Source organism: Labrenzia sp. THAF191a (assembly GCF_009363335.1).
Lineage (GTDB): Bacteria > Pseudomonadota > Alphaproteobacteria > Rhizobiales > Stappiaceae > Roseibium > Roseibium algicola.
This window is the reverse complement of the sequence record NZ_CP045333.1, coordinates 2,892,152-2,907,353: the sequence shown is the minus strand read 5'-3', so window position 1 is coordinate 2,907,353 and position 15,202 is coordinate 2,892,152. Positions and strand designations below refer to the sequence as shown.

The following is a 15,202-nucleotide window of genomic DNA, read 5'->3' as shown; positions in this document are numbered from 1 at the left end:
CTCAGGCAGCAGGCTTCAGAGGCAGGCAGATGTCGGTCAGAAGGTCCGCCGGCGCCGTGTCGCGCGGGTTGTTGAGATAGACTTCCAGACAGGGCGCATCGTCCGGTTCACGACCAGACTGCGTCAGCCACTCGCCGTAAAGCCACTCGTAGGCCCATTTCATGTCGGCGTAGGGTCCCTTGTAACGCAGCACCGCGTAGTCACCGGCACGCGTTTCCCGCTTTTCGAGCGGAGCATCGACCGGGAAGCTATCGTTTATGACCGCTCCGGCAGCCGACTGCAGATCATCTTCGGCAACATGGGTCGGGTCGGAATAATAGAGCGCCTTCATCGCACCGATCCGGTCGACCAGCTGACGGCTCACCAGAATGCCGAAAAGTGTCTCAAACGCCTTGCCGATCTCCATGTAGGCGCCTCGGTGAGGCAGCACGGCCAGGGTTTCGGACGGAAGGGTTTTGACGGAAACGTCATGCATTGGAGCTGGTCCTTTCTGTTTGGGAAGTGGTGCACCACCGTTGGCCGGCTGAACCCGGCGCGAGAAAACGGAGGAGCGGTAGGCGGTCGGGGGCTGGCCGTAAGCCTGTTTGAAGCTGCGTGAAAAGGCCTCAAGGCTGCCGTAACCGGCCCGCTTTGCGACGACGGGCAAGGCCAGGTCCGTATAGGCAAGGTCTCCCGCGGCACGGTGAAGGCGCAGACGCTTGACCGTCGCGAAGATGGATTCGCCATAGGTCGACTGCCAGACCCTGTGCCAGTGTGAGGGGGAAAGGGCCGCCACCTCGGCAAGCGTCGCCAGATCGGGATCCTCGTCGAGGTTGGCGTAGATATATTCGATCACCCTTGTGAAACGGCGGACATAGCCGTTGTCCCGCGGTGAGAGTGTGAGCTTTTCGTGATTGGTCATGGTCTTGGCCCCGTTCGATTGATGGGACCCTAGCACCATGCTTTTTGATAAATCTTGCTGACTTCCCCCCCCTCACACCGGCACATTCCGGAAGGACAAGGTCTTTCTTCCAGAAAGACAAAACAGGCACTGGCCTCCGGCGTCGGAATGGCCATGATGTACGCAACTCAAAAACAGGGGAGTTGAACCATGACCACCCAGAAACGCATTCTGTTCACCGGCGGTTCCGGCAAGGCCGGACGGCACGTCATTCCCTACCTGCTGGCGCAGGGACATCGCGTCGTCAATGTCGACCTGAAACCGCTCGATCATCCCGGTGTCGACAACCTCATTGCCGACATCACCTCATCGGGTGAAATGTTCAACGTCATGACCAGCTACGCCAATTTCGATGAACTGGAACCGGGCAACGGGGTGCCAACTTTCGACGCAGTGGTCCATTTCGCGGCCGTGCCGCGCATTCTCATTCATCCGGACAACAGAACCTTCGAAGTCAATACGATCGGCACATACAACGTCATTGAAGCCGCCGTGAAGCTCGGCATTCGCAAGATCGTGATCGCCTCTTCGGAAACCACCTACGGCGTCTGTTTCGCCGATGGCGTGGTCGACCCGAAGGTGCTGCCCGTGGAAGAGGATTATGACGTCGACCCGATGGACAGTTACGGGCTTTCCAAGGTGGTCAACGAACAGACCGCCCGCGCCTTCCAGCGCCGGTCCGGCTTCGATATCTATGCGCTGCGGATCGGCAATGTCATCGAGCCGCACGAATACGACCGGTTCCCGGATTTCTTTGCCAATCCTTCACAGCGCCGCAGAAACATCTTCTGCTATATCGACGCCCGCGACCTCGGTCAGATCGTCGACCGCTGCCTCGAAAAGGACGGGCTCGGCTACCAGGTCTTCAACGCCGGCAACGACACGAATTCCGTCGATATTCCGAATGCGGAAATCCTCAAGCGCTTCTTCCCCGACGTGCCGCTGAGCCGGGAACTCGGCGAGCATGAGGCCCTGTTTTCGAACCGCAAGATCCGCGAGGTTCTGGGCTTCCAGGAAGAGCACAACTGGCGCAAATACGTGACCGTATAACCGGCGATCCAGGCAGGAACGAAGGCTGGCGGATTTAGTTTTACTTCCGATACGGCTGGGACTAGCTTCTGAACGCAACACTGTCGGGCAGCAAGTCTGCCCACCTGGGAAACGTGCCATGAAGCTACTGAAATCTGCCACTCTCGGCCTTGCCCTCCTGGCGTCTGCGACTGCAGCCGTCGCACAGGGAACCGGCTCGCAAGGGTACTTCCAGATCTACAACAACACCGAAGACAACGTTGTCGTCGGCTTCTACACCAACGACGGCGACGGCTGGTCGGACAACTGGCTGTCCGGACCGCTTTCGCCGGGTGAAAGCGCGAAAGCCGAGTTCGCCGCCGACACCGGCAACTGTGCGCAGACCTTCCAGGTCGGCTGGCTGGCCGACGACGATACCGAAGTTCTCGACGATCCGATCGACATCGATATCTGCGAAGCCAGCAACGTCTACATGGATGATAACGAGATCTATTACGACTGATCTTTTCTTCCAATCTCAAGGCGGGAACGCGGAGCATCGCGTTTCCGCGGAGTGCCAACACCACCGGAATTCATGACCGATCTCCTTTATTTTGAAGACTTCCAACCTGGTCAGGTCTTCGAGCTGGGCTCCCTCACCGTCAGCAGGGACGAAATCATCGATTTCGCTGCCGAGTTCGATCCGCAGCCTTTCCACCTCGACGAAGAGGCCGGCACAGCATCCATCCTGGGCGGGCTCGCCGCCTCCGGCTGGCATACAGGTTCGATGGTGATGCGCCTGCTTGCCGAAAATCTCCTGACCAGGACAAGCGGCCGTGGCTCACCGGGTATCACCAAGCTGCAGTGGAAGCGTCCCGTTCATCCAGGTGACTGCCTAACGGCCCAGGTCGAAATACTCGACACGAGAGACTTGCGGTCGAAACCGGACCTTGGGCTCGTCAACATTCGCGTGACGGCCAAGAACCAGAAGGGTATTGAAGTGCTCGTCTGGGAAAATCCGAACCTGTTCGCGAGACGGGAGATCGCCCGGTGAGTGCCTTTTTCGAAGACATTGAAGTGGGTGACACGCTTGACCTCGGGGAACACACCTTCACCCGGGAAGACATCGTGCGTTTTGCGGAAAAATACGATCCGCAGGCCTTTCACCTCAGCGAGGAGGCCGCCGCGCAGACCCATTTCGGTCGCCTGTGCGCTTCCGGTTGGCACACCGCAGCGGTGTTCATGAAGCTTTGGGTCGCAAGGCATAAGGCTCTTCAGGAAGAAGCGCTGGCAGCAGGGCAAACACCAGCCAATATCGGCCCCTCGCCCGGGTTCGAGGATCTCAAGTGGATCAGGCCGGTCTTTGTTGGTGACACCCTGCGCTACCGGCGTGTCGTCACCGGCAAGACCGAAAGCCGGACCCGTCCGGACTGGGGTCTGGTTCATTCCGACATGCAGGCCTTCAATCAGGACGGCACGCTGGTGTTCTCCTTCAAGGGCACGGTCTTCGTCGAACGTCGCAAGCGCTAACCGGACAATCAGCCGGCCCTGTTAAAGCGCAAAAGCGTGCTGCGTCCTCAAGACGGCAGCACGCTTTGCGGTAATCCTGTCTTGCCGTGACTCGCATGCGAGCTGTGCCTCAGCGGCAGACGTCCAGGATCCACAAGAAGGCCATCGGCACCATGGTCAGCGCCGGCAGGATGATCGCCGGGTATCCGAAAGCATAGATCGACACCGCCCAGATCATCGCGAGATTGGCGATGAACCAGTATTTGGCATCTTCCGCGCCATAAAGCGCTTCCTTGAGAAACAGGTTCAAGACGGGCACGGCCAGAAGCAGCCGTAGCACCAGGACTTCCTTGGGGGCAGATGAAGCAGACATCTCTTCTCCGGATCTTAGGGAAAACACGTAGACTTTGTCCCTAATCCGTTTGCCTGTTCCAGGCACTGCGGCAAACGGACATCATGCCCATTTGCCGCAGTTTGCCGCAGTTTGCCGCGTGATGCTATTCCGGCTTGCGGCCGTGCACCAGCATCGTCATTCCCGGGATCATCACTTCAACCGCGATATCCGTGAAGCCGGCCGCTTCCATCAGGCCGGCAACGTAGGAACTCGTGATCGAACGGGCTTCAGGGTTGAAGGCGGTGTGCTGAAGCTGCCAGAGCGCGGCCAGCTTCGGCCCGTCGCGGTTTTCGTCGACCATGAAGTCATGCACCATGAAGTCGCCGCCCGGTGTCAGAACCTCGAACGCCTTGCGCACAAGCCCGGGAATGGCCGTGCCCGGGACACCGGAGAAGAGATAGGACATCAGCACTGCGTCCGCGCTGTCCGGCCATGTGTCCTTCAGGGCATTGCCCGGCGCATAGCGGATGCGGTCCTGCAGGCCTTCTTCGGCAATGAACTCTTCACCCACCTTGGCGACATTCGGAAAATCCAGAACGGTTGATCGCAGTCCCGGATACGCCTTGCAAAGCGAAATCGAGAAGGCCCCGGTACCACCGCCAACGTCCAGCAACTGCTTGGCAGCGGACAGATCCACAAGCTTGGCAAGTCCTCGCCCGGGCCCAAGCGAGCCTGCATGCTGGGACCGGGAATAAAGCCGTGCTTCCTCCGGGTCGCTGAACCAGGTCTCGTAGGAAGCAACCTGGTCGTCCTCAAGACTATCCGTCAGGGCGTCGTTGAGCTGTGTCATGAAGGGGTACATCTGCTTGTCGATCTGAAACCGCAGATAGTCGCCGAAATCATACTTCCGTCCTTTCACCAGAAACGCCTCCGCTGCGGGCGAATTGGTGAAGCCTGCTCCCTCCCGGCGCACCAGCCCGAGGCTCGTAAGCGCGGTCAACAGTGTTGTGGCGCGATCAAGATCAAGCTCGCTTTCTTCAGCAACTTGCTGCGGCGTCAAGGTCTTTTCGGAAAGCAGTGAAAACAAATCTACATGAAGTGCAGAAAAAAGAGCCTTTGAGCCCATAAATCCGAAAGCAATATCTGAAATTTCCTCAGCCGTTTCCAAGGACCTGGCGACGGGCATAAATTATCCTCCTCAGGAATTCTGAGCACAAATGTGCGGAATTTTTCCGTTCAGGAAAAATGAACTTGGGAATGAGCAAGTATAACTATTGTGCGCCGCAATGCAAATTCCGCTCCCCATCCGGCGAGAGCTGGCGCGGGAGCCGGTTTTTGTCCTTGAACTTTGGCAGAACCCGGTCTTCGATTAAGCTGAGGCCGATGCTGTAAGGCATCGAAAGCGTTCTCAAACGCCTGGCAATTTACCTTTCTGCAGCATACCGCCCGCAAGAAACCGAACAGGACCGACCGAGTGCCTTTTCTCGACTTTCCCGCACAGCTTCCGGAGAACCGGACACCGCGTGCTGTGATCTTCGGTGCCGAACATGGCAGCACTTACCCGGGCAAGGACAGCAGCGGGTACACCGGGGCAGCCGATGCCATTCGCGCAGCCAGTCAGGAAGATGCCGGTCTCGTCGGCCACTGGGACTTCGATCTCGGCGGACCGCTTTTCGAAGGTCACCCGGTATGCTGCATCGACATCGGCAATATCGACACCCGGCTGCATGACAACGCAGGCAACCGGGCACGGATCGAGGCACAAACACGCTCGATCCTGGCACTGCCAGCCGTTCCGATCCTGCTTGGCGGTGATGATTCCCTACCGATCCCCTTCCTTGCCGCCTTCGCTGATCAGGGGCCCCTATGGGTACTGCAGATAGATGCCCATATCGACTGGCGCGACGAGGTCGACGGCGAGCGCTACGGCTACTCCAGCCCGATGCGCCGCATCAGCGAGATGTCGCATGTTGCAGGCCTCGTTCAAGTTGGCCTGCGTGCCGTCGGCAGTGCCGGCAAAAACGAAATCGAGGCTGCACAAACCTACGGCAGCCGCTTTGTCACAGCGCGCGAGGTCCACGCAGAAGGTATCTCGGCCGCGTTGAAGCATATTCCACAAGGTGCGCGCTGCGTCGTCACGCTGGACTGTGACGGCCTCGACCCGGCCATCATGCCCGGCGTGGCCGCGCGCACGCCCGGCGGCCTCACCTACACGCAGGTGATCGATCTGATTGCGGGCCTGGGCAGGCGCGCAAGGATTGTTGGGTTTGACCTGGTCGAATTCTACCCGCCGAACGATATCGACGGCCTCACTGCGCTGACCGCCTCAAGACTTTTGGTCAACGCTGTCGGCTCGATCGTCCGGCAATAACAGGAAGCACGGACGAGTGTTCGGGCTGGCAAGACTGATGCTGAAAAGGTGGAAAGGAAAGGGAATGTCGCTAGCCCCTCAAAGGCTGCGGGCAAACAGGACTTCGTCGCGGATTTCGATACCGTAGTCGCCACGCAGCGGGATTTCCGGCTTCTTTTCGCGCTCGGCGTCGATGACACCTTGCGCGATCCGCTCCAGACGGAAACCGCGCCGTTGATAGAAGCGGAAGGCGTCGAGGTTGTCGTTGGATGTGCGGACGGTCAACCGGTTGATGCCGGACGCCTTTGCTTCATCGACCACCGCGTTCAGCAGCAGTGTTCCGGTGCCACCCCAGCGGCTGAGCGAGTCCAGCGTGAGGATTTCCCATTCGCTTTCCCGCTTGATCAGCGTGACGAGCCCCACAAGATCATTGCCTGCGTAGGCAACATACCCCGGCAGGCTCGACGCATCGACGATCTCGCCGTCCAATAGCATTTCGGGCCCTGCCCATCGGTCCGCCAGAAGCTGGAACACAGCTTCCTTGTCTTCATCGTTGATCCGTCGGATGATCACGCTCATGGTCTGCCCTGCCTCCAGATCAGCCGCCATTCAATCGTCGCCAATTGAACAGCCATCTGCCGATCGCTTCCATAATTTGCGAGCATCCTTTCTGCGGTCGTCTGGCCGCAGGATGCCCTATCGGTGAATGACGCGGGATGCCAGAGGCGTGCGCGCCTGCCAACGCGCTCGCTCCAGCTCCGGATCGACATGCTCTTCTTCCGGATAACCGACGCATAGATAAGCCACGAGGCGCCAACCGGCGTCAACCTGCAGTGCCTCTGTCACCGCGTCCGGATCAAGGATCGACACCCAGCCAACCCCGACACCTTCGGCACGAGCCGCCAGCCAGAATGTATGGATCATGCTGACCGTGGAATAGGCCAGCGTCTCCGGCATGGTCAGCCGGCCCAGTCCGTGGCCCTGTTCCGGGTCGTCGTCGCAGAAAATCGCCAGATGCACGGGGGCTTCCTTCAGCCCCGCCAGCTTGAGCTGGCGATACGCAAGCGCCTTGTCGTCACTGTAGGTCCTGGCGGCTTCTTCATTTTCGGCTTCGAAGCTCGCGATGATCCGTCCGCGCGCCTCAGCACTGTCGACGACAACAATTCGCCAGGGCTGACTGTTGCCGACAGAGGGCGCGAGGTCCGCCAGTTGCAGAAGATGGTCGAGAGCACCTTCCGGCAACGGCTCCTGTTTGAAACGGCGCACGTCCCGTCGCCATTTCAGAAGGGTCTCGAAATCCTTCTGAAATTTCTCTGAAAAGTCCGGTATCGCGTCCCTGCCCTCGGCTCCTCCCGCCATGACAGACCTAGTGACCCGGAAATTCCACGAGGGTGCGCACTGGAACGTTCATCGCTTCCAGTTTCTTGCGCCCGCCGAGATCTGGTAGATCGACGATAAAGCACGCCGACTCGATGTTGGCCCCCATGGACCGCAACAGTTTGCAGGCAGCCTCTGCCGTGCCTCCGGTAGCAATCAGGTCGTCAACCAGGATGACGCGGTCACCCGGCTTGATCGCATCCTTGTGCATTTCCATCTCATCCAGGCCATATTCCAGGGAATAGGCGATCCGGACGGTTTCGTGCGGGAGCTTGCCCTTCTTCCTGATCGGCACAAAGCCCGCGGACACCTGGTGCGCCACCGCGCCCCCGAGAATGAAACCGCGCGCCTCGATGCCCGCAATCTGATCGACCTTGGAGCCGGCCCAGGGCTGTACCAGGGCATCGACCGCCCGGCGGAACGCACGGGCATCGCCGAGCAGTGTCGTGATATCCCGGAACAGGATGCCCTCTTTCGGATAGTCCTTGATCGTGCGGATAGCACTGACAAGTTCATCCTGAATGGTCTGTGCGGTCATCGGGATATCTCTCTGTTAAAATAGTTCCAGGCATCTGCCCCGGCCGGTGGTTATAGCAAGTTTGACCTGCCGGTCGAAGCAATTTCGCTTTGTCTCAAGGGGTTATGCCGGCAGCTCTTTCGGCCGGCAATCCGATTAGGTCCGGTTCAGGATCCGTCCAGCGACAGCGTCGAGCTTCGCCACCAGCGCCGGGTCGCGCTTGTCCGGTGCGGTCATCATGGCAAACTCCAGCGCAGTATCCGACCCGGCCGGGCAGGACTGATGTTCGCGCGGCAGATCCCTTGCGACACGGGCAACAAGCCTCTGGGCATTTTCCGCGTTCTCGTGAAGAACCTTGATGATGGCCTGAATATCGACTTCGCCGTGGTCCGGGTGCCAGCTGTCATAGTCGGTGACCATCGCGATGGTGGCGTAGGAAATCTCGGCCTCGCGGGCAAGCTTTGCTTCCGGCATGTTGGTCATGCCGATGACGTCGCAGCCCCAGGACCGGTAGAGCTGGCTTTCCGCAAGAGAAGAGAACTGCGGGCCTTCCATGGCCAGATAGGTGCCGCCCTTGGCATAGGCGAGGCCTTCCGCTTGCGCGGCTGCCGCCACTGCATCAACCAGCTTCGGGCTGACCGGGGTCGCCATGGACACATGCGCGACACAGCCGGTACCGAAGAAACTCTTCTCCCGCGCAAACGTCCGGTCGATGAACTGGTCCACCAATACGAAGGTGCCCGGAGCATGTTCTTCCTTGAGCGATCCGCAGGCAGAGACAGACAGAAGATCGGTGACACCGCAGCGCTTCATCACGTCGATGTTGGCGCGGTAGTTGATGGTTGTCGGCGAATAGACGTGTCCGCGCCCATGGCGAGGCAGGAAAACCACCTTGAGACCGTCAATGGTGCCGATGCGCACTTCATCGGACGGCGTGCCCCACGGGCTGTTGACGGCGATCCATTCGGAGTTTTCCAGACCCGGAAGGTCGTAGATTCCAGACCCGCCGATAATGCCCAATACTGCGTCTGCCATAACCACTCCAAACAGGTTCAAAATCAATTCCTGCGGGACACAGGCCCGCATCAGCGATGGTTTATTTCAATTGATCCGCGATGGCGTCAAGCCCGGCCTTGGCGCATTTCGCCTCGTTCTCACCGCCACCACCCCCGGCAACGCCAATCGCTCCGAGAAGCATTCCGGTGGCCGAGACGATGGGCAGCCCCCCAGCCAGAGGCAACGCTCCGGGAATAGCTGCAAGACTGGTCTCTTCGCCCGGTCCGGCGAGCGAACCAAGTTCCGAACTGGGCAGATTGAAAGAAGCGGCGGTCCAGGCCTTGCGACGGGCGGTTTCGGCAACATGCGCACCGCCCATGTTGCTGCGCAGTGTCACCTGCTCGACGCCGAAACGGTCCACCACGGAAGCTCCAGCCTGAAAACCGGCCTCGTTGCAGACCTCGACCGCGCGCAGTGCGGCGCGCATGGCTAGATGCATGTCCAGAACCTCGACCATGTGGGTTGCGGCCGATTGCGAATTTGCGGGGACAGGAAGCAGGACAATTGCCAGAAACATCAATGCGCGGCGCATTGCATTACCCCTCAAAGAAAAAGCCGCCGGAAGGTCCGGCGGCTTTCATCATGCACTTAGGCGGCAATCAATCAATGCTCAACGTTGCGCCACAGTTTCTTCTTCGTGAAGTAGAGCATACCGGCGAAGACGATCAGGAAGATCATGACCCGGAAGCCGATCTTCTTGCGCTCTTCCAGATGCGGCTCGGCGGCCCACATCATGAATGCGGAAACGTCACGCGCATACTGGTCGACAGTCATGGGAGTGCCGTCGGTGTATTCGACCAGCTCGTCGGACAGCGGTGCGGCCATGCCGATCGGACCACCTGTCAGATGCTCGTGCGCACAAGCTTCAGCGGTAACGGAACCACCCAGGAATGCCGGGTTGAAGTTGCCGGTGAAGTCCTCACCCAGACATGCCGGGTTTTCTTCCGGATAGCTGGTGAGAAGCGCGTAGATGTAATCCGGCCCCTGCTCCTGATACTGGGTGAAGGCGTCGAAGACGAACCACGGGAAACCGCGGTGCGCCGCACGGGCCTTTGCCAGCAGCGAGAAGTCCGGCGGGTAAGCGCCGCCGTTGGAGGCGCGTGCAGCCTGCTCGTTCGGGAACGGAGACGGGAACTTGTCCGCCAGGATACCCGGACGCTCATACATGTCGCCGTCGTCGTTCGGACCGTCAACGACAGTGTACTCGGATGCGATCTGCTTTGCCTGATCTTCGGTGAAGCTTGGGCCGCCGAATTCGGCAAGGTTGCGGAAGGCAACCTGCTTCAGGCCGTGACAGGAAGCGCAGACTTCCCGGTAAACCCTGAAGCCGCGTTGCAGCTGGCCACGGTCGTAGAAACCGAACGGACCCGAGAAGGACCACTGCTGCCGCTCGATGTGCGGAGCGTTGCCTGCTGCAAAGACCGGGGTCGCGATGGCGACAGCCGCCACCGCAGCGAAGGAACGAACCATTTTGATCATGGTGCTCATTGTCTCAATTAACTCCTGATCCGGGCCGCGTTACTTCGTTTCCGGTGCTGAAGTCGCACCAGCCGGTTTGCCGGCTCCGCCCTTCAGAACCGCTTCGGAAATCGAGGCCGGCAATGGCCGCGGCTTTTCCAGGAACCCGAGCATCGGCAGGATGATCAGGAAGTGGGCGAAGTAGTAGACGGTGCAGACCCGGGCGAGCAGAACATAGGTGCCTTCGGCCGGCATGGCGCCGAGGTAGCCAAGCGCAACGGCGTTGGCAGCGAAGATCCAGAAGAACTGCTTGAACAGCGGGCGGTAGGTGCCGGAGCGAACCTTGGACGTGTCCAGCCAGGGCAGGACGAACAGGATCGCGATGGCACCGAACATGGCAACAACACCACCGAGCTTGTCCGGGACAGCGCGCAGGATCGCGTAGAACGGCAGGAAGTACCATTCCGGAACGATGTGCGCCGGGGTCACGAGCGGGTTTGCTTCGATGTAGTTGTCCGGGTGACCCATGTAGTTCGGCACGTAGAAGACGAACCATGCGAACAGGATCATGAACACGATGATCGCGAACAGATCCTTGATCGTGTAGTACGGGTGGAACGGAACCGTGTCCTGCTTGGTCTTCGGCTGAACGCCCGACGGGTTGTTGTTACCCGTGGTGTGGAACGCCCACACGTGCAGGATAACGACACCGAAGATCATGAACGGCAGCAGGTAGTGCAGCGAGAAGAAGCGGTTCAGGGTCGGGTTGTCGACCGCAAAACCACCCCACAGCCAGGTGCGGATTTCTTCGCCGACCAGCGGAATGGCCGAGAACAGGTTGGTGATAACCGTTGCGCCCCAGAAGGACATCTGGCCCCACGGCAGCACGTAACCCATGAAGGCGGTGCCCATCATGATCAGGAAGATGATCACGCCGAGGATCCAGGAGATCTCGCGCGGTGCCTTGTAGGAACCGTAATAAAGACCACGGAAGATGTGGATGTACACGGCGATGAAGAACATCGACGCGCCGTTTGCATGCAGGTAACGCAGCATCCAGCCGAAGTTCACGTCGCGCATGATGTGCTCGACGCTGTTGAAGGCTGCAGTGGTGCTTGGCGTGTAGTGCATCGCCAGCACGATTCCGGTGATGATCTGCGAGATCAGCACGAAGAACAGGATGCCACCGAAGGTCCACCAGTAGTTCAGGTTCTTCGGCGTCGGGAAATCAACAAAAGAGCCGCGAACGAGCGAGATGACCGGCAGGCGGCTTTCCAGCCACTTTGCCGGAGCGCTCTGCGGTACATAGTTTGAATGTCCAGCCATGGCTGTCTCCTAAAAATCTATGCCGTTAGCCGATCTTGATCGTCGAGTCGCTGACGAACTCGAGCGGCGGAATCAGCAAATTCTCGGGAGCCGGGCCCTTACGGATACGGCCGGCGGTGTCGTAGTGAGACCCATGGCACGGGCAGAACCAGCCGCCGAAGTCGCCGGAGCTGCCGATCGGCACACAGCCGAGGTGGGTACAGATACCAACCTGGACGAGCCATTTCTCGTTGCCTTCGACGCCACGGTTGGCGTCAGACGCTTCCGCGTCCGCCGGCAGGTTAGAATTTCGTGCAAGCGGGTCGGGAAGATCAGTCAGGGGAACAGCCTTGGCTTCTTCCACTTCCGTTTCGGTACGGTTGCGGATGAATACCGGCTTACCGCGCCATTTGACTGTAATCGACTGCCCCTCTTCCACGGCAGAGATATCCACCTCGATGGAAGCCAGAGCCAATGCGGAGGCATCAGGGTTCATCTGATCGATGAACGGCCATGCCAGCGCGCCAGCGCCAACGACGCCCATGGCGCCGGTCGCAATATAGAGGAAATCGCGGCGGGTCGGTTCCGCCTGATCCGTATGTGCCAAGGTCGCGTCCTCTCGAAACCTGTTCAACCTGTACCGAAAGCCCGCATCACGTCCGGGACCCCTTCTTTGCCCAAGAAGGGAACGGAACCATGCCGGGCTCATCGGGGGCCGGATACGGGCTATTCCGCACCGGCCAAGCGGCTTGTCTTTTTGCACCCTTCGAAACGCTTGTCCAGTTCAACAAACGCCTCGAAACGCATATGTCGCAGGCAAAACAACCGCCGCGCCGCTTTTCTGCCCTTTTTTGGGGAATGAGTGCAAGAGCGGAATCCGATTGAATCCCGCTCTTGCCATTGGTCTTTGGATTTAGGCGGCCTGAACCGAGGACAGAAAGCCCCCCGACTGGTGCTCCCAGAGCTGTGCGTAAAGTCCGCCTCGCTCCAGAAGTTCCTGATGGGACCCCTCCTCGATGATTCGACCCTTGTCCATCACGATCAGCCGGTCCATGGCCGCGATCGTGGACAGACGGTGGGCAATCGCAATCACCGTCTTGCCCTGCATCAGATCGAACAGGCTCTCCTGAATGGCCAGCTCCACTTCACTGTCGAGAGCGGATGTCGCCTCGTCGAGAGCCAGGATCGGTGCATCCTTCAGCAGGGTTCGGGCAATGGCCACCCGCTGGCGCTGACCACCGGACAGCTTGACGCCCCGTTCGCCGACATGGGCATCGAGACCCTTGCGGCCCTCCATGTCCTCCAGTTCGTCGACGAAGGACAGTGCATGTGCTTTTTCAAGCGCTGCCAGCACCTCTTCCCGCGTCGCATCCGGACGGCCATAGGCCACGTTGTCGAAGATCGACCGATGCAGCAGCGATGTATCCTGCGTCACCACGCCAACCTCGGCCCGGATGTCGTCCTGACGGACATTGGCGATGTCCTGGCCATCGATCAGGATCCGGCCGCCTTCCAGGTCGTAGAAGCGCAGGATCAGGTTGACCAGCGTCGACTTGCCTGCACCCGACCGGCCGATCAGACCGATCTTCTCACCCGGATGGATCGTCAGGCTGAGGTCCTCGATCACGCCGGCTTCCTTGCCATAATGGAACCGGATGCGATCGAAACGGATCTCGCCCTGCCCGACCTCGAGCGCCTTGGCGTTCTTGACGTCCATCACCTCGCGTTCCCGCGAAATGGTGGAGATGCCATCCTGCACGGTGCCGATGTTCTCGAACAATCCTGCAAGCTCCCACAGGATCCAGTGGGACATCCCCTGAAGACGCAGCACGAAGGCAACCGCAATGGTGACTTCGCCGATGGTCACAGTGCCGGCCTGCCACAGAATGATCGAAAGACCACCGATGGAGGTCAGCAGCAGCATGTTGATGAACACCAGGACGATATTCAGTCCCGTCACCAGCCGCATCTGCAGGAAGACCGTCTTCAGGAAGCCAAGCATCGACGTACGCGCATAGGCTTCTTCGCGCTCAGCATGGGAGAACAGCTTCACCGTGGTGATGTTGGTATAGGCATCAACCACGTGACCGGTCATCAGGGAGCGCGCATCGGCCTGCTCCTTCGACACGTCCCGCAACTTTGGAATGAAGAAGCGGATCGTGAGCAGATAAGCAGAGATCCACACCAGGAACGGCAGGCTGAGCCAGATATTGGCTCCCGCGACCACGATCACGGCCGCGGTGAAATAGACCGCGACATAGACCATGATATCGGCCATGCGCGAGACGACTTCACGCACGCCAAGCGCCGTCTGCATCAGTTTCGTTGCGATCCGGCCCGCGAAATCGTTCTGATAGAACGACACGCTCTGGCGCAGCAGGTATCGATGCACCCGCCAGCGGATGGACATGGGATAGTTGCCCATCAGTCCCTGGTGAAACAGCAGCTGCCAGATAACCTCCAGCAGCGGGCGCAGCACCAGCAGGATCACCAGCATGAAGAGGAGCGTGCGCCAGTTCTGACTGACGAATGTATCCGGATCGGATTTTTCCAGCCAGGTGACCAGGTCGCCCAGGAACGTGAAGATATAGACTTCCACGATCGCAACCAGCGTGCCGAGTAGCGACACACCGGCCAGGATCGGCCAGACAGGTTTGGTGTAGTACCAACAGAAGGCCCAGAAGCCCTTCGGGGGCACTTCGAGAACAGTCTTCTCGAAGGGGTCCACGAGTTTTTCGAAACGCTCGAACATGATTACCTCTCGGCCCCGCTCAACCGTAACACATTGAGATGCACCAGGGCATCGTCAGTGCGCACAGGTTTTCTATGCGGGCGAATTATGCGGCCAGTCGCGAACAGCAGCAGACTGGCGATGAAACTTGTAAAGGCGAGAGCCACGATGAAGGTGCCCCAGAAAAGCGCGCCGAGTTCATCGGCGAACTGCGTCACCGGAATATGACGGCCGGCGATTTCCAGAGCCTCGATCGGGCTCAGATTGAAGACGATGACCGGAATGAAGAACACGACGGCGATCGCAAAAGTGGTTCCCAGAAAGACGCCGGCGGCGACAGCGGCACGCATCGCACGGCGGGGAAAAGCCTGTCGTGGCTCTTCTGGTAAAGACACTTCAATATCCGGACGGCCTGTCGCTGGGGACAGGTCCGGCGTGAAATGGAATGACATCGGATCATCTCCGAAATGGGATCGTAAACGTGGTGACGGCAGACATGCGCGGCAACGCATGCAGCTCAATGGGAACGGCTTCAGCCGGTCACCGCAAAAGTCAGGAATTTGAAGAAGGTCTGTGGCTTCCTAGCGGAAGCGGACAGTGATACCTGGGCAAGCCTG

At 59.4% G+C, this 15,202-nt stretch carries 18 protein-coding genes; 5 read left to right on the top strand and 13 right to left on the bottom strand.

Annotated features, from left to right (window positions below; translation table 11 throughout):
• Position 1: 1 nt before the first annotated feature.
• Complete coding sequence (locus FIV05_RS13255; RefSeq protein ID WP_152509871.1) at positions 2-901, bottom strand: AraC family transcriptional regulator; 900 nt, start codon at positions 899-901, stop codon at positions 2-4.
• A 189-nt stretch (positions 902-1,090) separates the two neighbouring features.
• Between FIV05_RS13255 and FIV05_RS13250 the strand changes: the two genes are divergently transcribed.
• The 4 genes from FIV05_RS13250 (at position 1,091) to FIV05_RS13235 (ending at position 3,478) form a co-directional block, all read left to right on the top strand.
• The gene (locus FIV05_RS13250) at positions 1,091-1,990 is read left to right on the top strand and encodes an NAD(P)-dependent oxidoreductase (protein ID WP_152509870.1); all 900 of its coding nucleotides are present in this window, start codon (positions 1,091-1,093) and stop codon (positions 1,988-1,990) included.
• A gap of 118 nt (positions 1,991-2,108) precedes the next feature.
• Positions 2,109-2,471: a hypothetical protein gene (locus FIV05_RS13245; protein ID WP_022998109.1), complete on the top strand. Its 363-nt coding sequence runs from the start codon at positions 2,109-2,111 to the stop codon at positions 2,469-2,471.
• A 72-nt stretch (positions 2,472-2,543) separates the two neighbouring features.
• Positions 2,544-3,002: a MaoC family dehydratase gene (locus FIV05_RS13240; protein WP_152509869.1), complete on the top strand. Its 459-nt coding sequence runs from the start codon at positions 2,544-2,546 to the stop codon at positions 3,000-3,002.
• Positions 2,999-3,478, top strand: coding sequence for a MaoC family dehydratase (locus FIV05_RS13235; protein ID WP_055655912.1), 480 nt, complete (start codon positions 2,999-3,001; stop codon positions 3,476-3,478). The genes FIV05_RS13240 and FIV05_RS13235 overlap by 4 nt, the downstream gene beginning before the upstream one ends.
• A gap of 109 nt (positions 3,479-3,587) precedes the next feature.
• Here the strand turns inward: FIV05_RS13235 and FIV05_RS13230 are convergent, their stop codons facing one another.
• Positions 3,588-3,830 (bottom strand): hypothetical protein, encoded by a 243-nt coding sequence (locus tag FIV05_RS13230; RefSeq protein ID WP_055655914.1) that lies wholly within the window; start codon positions 3,828-3,830, stop codon positions 3,588-3,590.
• A gap of 124 nt (positions 3,831-3,954) precedes the next feature.
• Positions 3,955-4,917, bottom strand: a complete 963-nt coding sequence (locus FIV05_RS13225; RefSeq protein ID WP_228932880.1) for an acetylserotonin O-methyltransferase — start codon at positions 4,915-4,917, stop codon at positions 3,955-3,957.
• 348 nt (positions 4,918-5,265) lie between these two features.
• Between FIV05_RS13225 and FIV05_RS13220 the strand changes: the two genes are divergently transcribed.
• Positions 5,266-6,162, top strand: a complete 897-nt coding sequence (locus FIV05_RS13220) for an agmatinase (RefSeq protein WP_152509868.1) — start codon at positions 5,266-5,268, stop codon at positions 6,160-6,162.
• A 78-nt stretch (positions 6,163-6,240) separates the two neighbouring features.
• On the opposite strand, the gene FIV05_RS13215 is transcribed toward FIV05_RS13220, so the two are convergent.
• From FIV05_RS13215 to FIV05_RS13170, 10 genes are all read right to left on the bottom strand, one after another.
• Positions 6,241-6,750: a GNAT family N-acetyltransferase gene (locus tag FIV05_RS13215; RefSeq protein WP_208984227.1), complete on the bottom strand. Its 510-nt coding sequence runs from the start codon at positions 6,748-6,750 to the stop codon at positions 6,241-6,243.
• Between the two features lie 87 nt (positions 6,751-6,837).
• Entirely contained in the window at positions 6,838-7,500 is a 663-nt protein-coding gene (gene bluB, locus FIV05_RS13210) for a 5,6-dimethylbenzimidazole synthase (protein WP_152509867.1), read from the bottom strand.
• A gap of 7 nt (positions 7,501-7,507) precedes the next feature.
• Entirely contained in the window at positions 7,508-8,056 is a 549-nt protein-coding gene (locus FIV05_RS13205) for an adenine phosphoribosyltransferase (protein WP_152509866.1), read from the bottom strand.
• 135 nt (positions 8,057-8,191) lie between these two features.
• Positions 8,192-9,070, bottom strand: a complete 879-nt coding sequence (locus FIV05_RS13200) for an S-methyl-5'-thioadenosine phosphorylase (RefSeq protein WP_055655925.1) — start codon at positions 9,068-9,070, stop codon at positions 8,192-8,194.
• Between the two features lie 61 nt (positions 9,071-9,131).
• On the bottom strand, positions 9,132-9,623 hold the full coding sequence (locus FIV05_RS13195) for a heme-binding protein (protein WP_152509865.1): 492 nt from the start codon (positions 9,621-9,623) through the stop codon (positions 9,132-9,134).
• A 71-nt stretch (positions 9,624-9,694) separates the two neighbouring features.
• Positions 9,695-10,579, bottom strand: a complete 885-nt coding sequence (locus FIV05_RS13190; RefSeq protein WP_152509864.1) for a cytochrome c1 — start codon at positions 10,577-10,579, stop codon at positions 9,695-9,697.
• A 30-nt stretch (positions 10,580-10,609) separates the two neighbouring features.
• Entirely contained in the window at positions 10,610-11,875 is a 1,266-nt protein-coding gene (locus FIV05_RS13185; protein WP_152509863.1) for a cytochrome b/b6, read from the bottom strand.
• Positions 11,876-11,900: 25 nt separating this feature from the next.
• Positions 11,901-12,461, bottom strand: coding sequence for a ubiquinol-cytochrome c reductase iron-sulfur subunit (gene petA, locus FIV05_RS13180; protein WP_152509862.1), 561 nt, complete (start codon positions 12,459-12,461; stop codon positions 11,901-11,903).
• 306 nt (positions 12,462-12,767) lie between these two features.
• Positions 12,768-14,606, bottom strand: a complete 1,839-nt coding sequence (locus FIV05_RS13175) for an ABC transporter ATP-binding protein (RefSeq protein WP_062487611.1) — start codon at positions 14,604-14,606, stop codon at positions 12,768-12,770.
• A 2-nt stretch (positions 14,607-14,608) separates the two neighbouring features.
• Complete coding sequence (locus FIV05_RS13170; RefSeq protein WP_152509861.1) at positions 14,609-15,037, bottom strand: hypothetical protein; 429 nt, start codon at positions 15,035-15,037, stop codon at positions 14,609-14,611.
• Positions 15,038-15,202 lie beyond the last annotated feature (165 nt).

What these genes read in the sequence shown, in the direction of transcription:
- FIV05_RS13255 (WP_152509871.1), bottom strand. Translation starts at nt 901, where the DNA reads ATGACCAATCACGAAAAGCTCACACTCTCACCGCGGGACAACGGCTAT.
- FIV05_RS13250 (WP_152509870.1), top strand. Translation starts at nt 1,091, where the DNA reads ATGACCACCCAGAAACGCATTCTGTTCACCGGCGGTTCCGGCAAGGCC.
- FIV05_RS13245 (WP_022998109.1), top strand. Translation starts at nt 2,109, where the DNA reads ATGAAGCTACTGAAATCTGCCACTCTCGGCCTTGCCCTCCTGGCGTCT.
- FIV05_RS13240 (WP_152509869.1), top strand. Translation starts at nt 2,544, where the DNA reads ATGACCGATCTCCTTTATTTTGAAGACTTCCAACCTGGTCAGGTCTTC.
- FIV05_RS13230 (WP_055655914.1), bottom strand. Translation starts at nt 3,830, where the DNA reads ATGTCTGCTTCATCTGCCCCCAAGGAAGTCCTGGTGCTACGGCTGCTT.
- FIV05_RS13225 (WP_228932880.1), bottom strand. Translation starts at nt 4,917, where the DNA reads ATGGGCTCAAAGGCTCTTTTTTCTGCACTTCATGTAGATTTGTTTTCA.
- FIV05_RS13215 (WP_208984227.1), bottom strand. Translation starts at nt 6,750, where the DNA reads ATGGCGGCTGATCTGGAGGCAGGGCAGACCATGAGCGTGATCATCCGA.
- bluB (WP_152509867.1), bottom strand. Translation starts at nt 7,500, where the DNA reads ATGGCGGGAGGAGCCGAGGGCAGGGACGCGATACCGGACTTTTCAGAG.
- FIV05_RS13205 (WP_152509866.1), bottom strand. Translation starts at nt 8,056, where the DNA reads ATGACCGCACAGACCATTCAGGATGAACTTGTCAGTGCTATCCGCACG.
- FIV05_RS13200 (WP_055655925.1), bottom strand. Translation starts at nt 9,070, where the DNA reads ATGGCAGACGCAGTATTGGGCATTATCGGCGGGTCTGGAATCTACGAC.
- FIV05_RS13195 (WP_152509865.1), bottom strand. Translation starts at nt 9,623, where the DNA reads ATGCGCCGCGCATTGATGTTTCTGGCAATTGTCCTGCTTCCTGTCCCC.
- FIV05_RS13190 (WP_152509864.1), bottom strand. Translation starts at nt 10,579, where the DNA reads ATGAGCACCATGATCAAAATGGTTCGTTCCTTCGCTGCGGTGGCGGCT.
- FIV05_RS13185 (WP_152509863.1), bottom strand. Translation starts at nt 11,875, where the DNA reads ATGGCTGGACATTCAAACTATGTACCGCAGAGCGCTCCGGCAAAGTGG.
- FIV05_RS13175 (WP_062487611.1), bottom strand. Translation starts at nt 14,606, where the DNA reads ATGTTCGAGCGTTTCGAAAAACTCGTGGACCCCTTCGAGAAGACTGTT.
- FIV05_RS13170 (WP_152509861.1), bottom strand. Translation starts at nt 15,037, where the DNA reads ATGTCATTCCATTTCACGCCGGACCTGTCCCCAGCGACAGGCCGTCCG.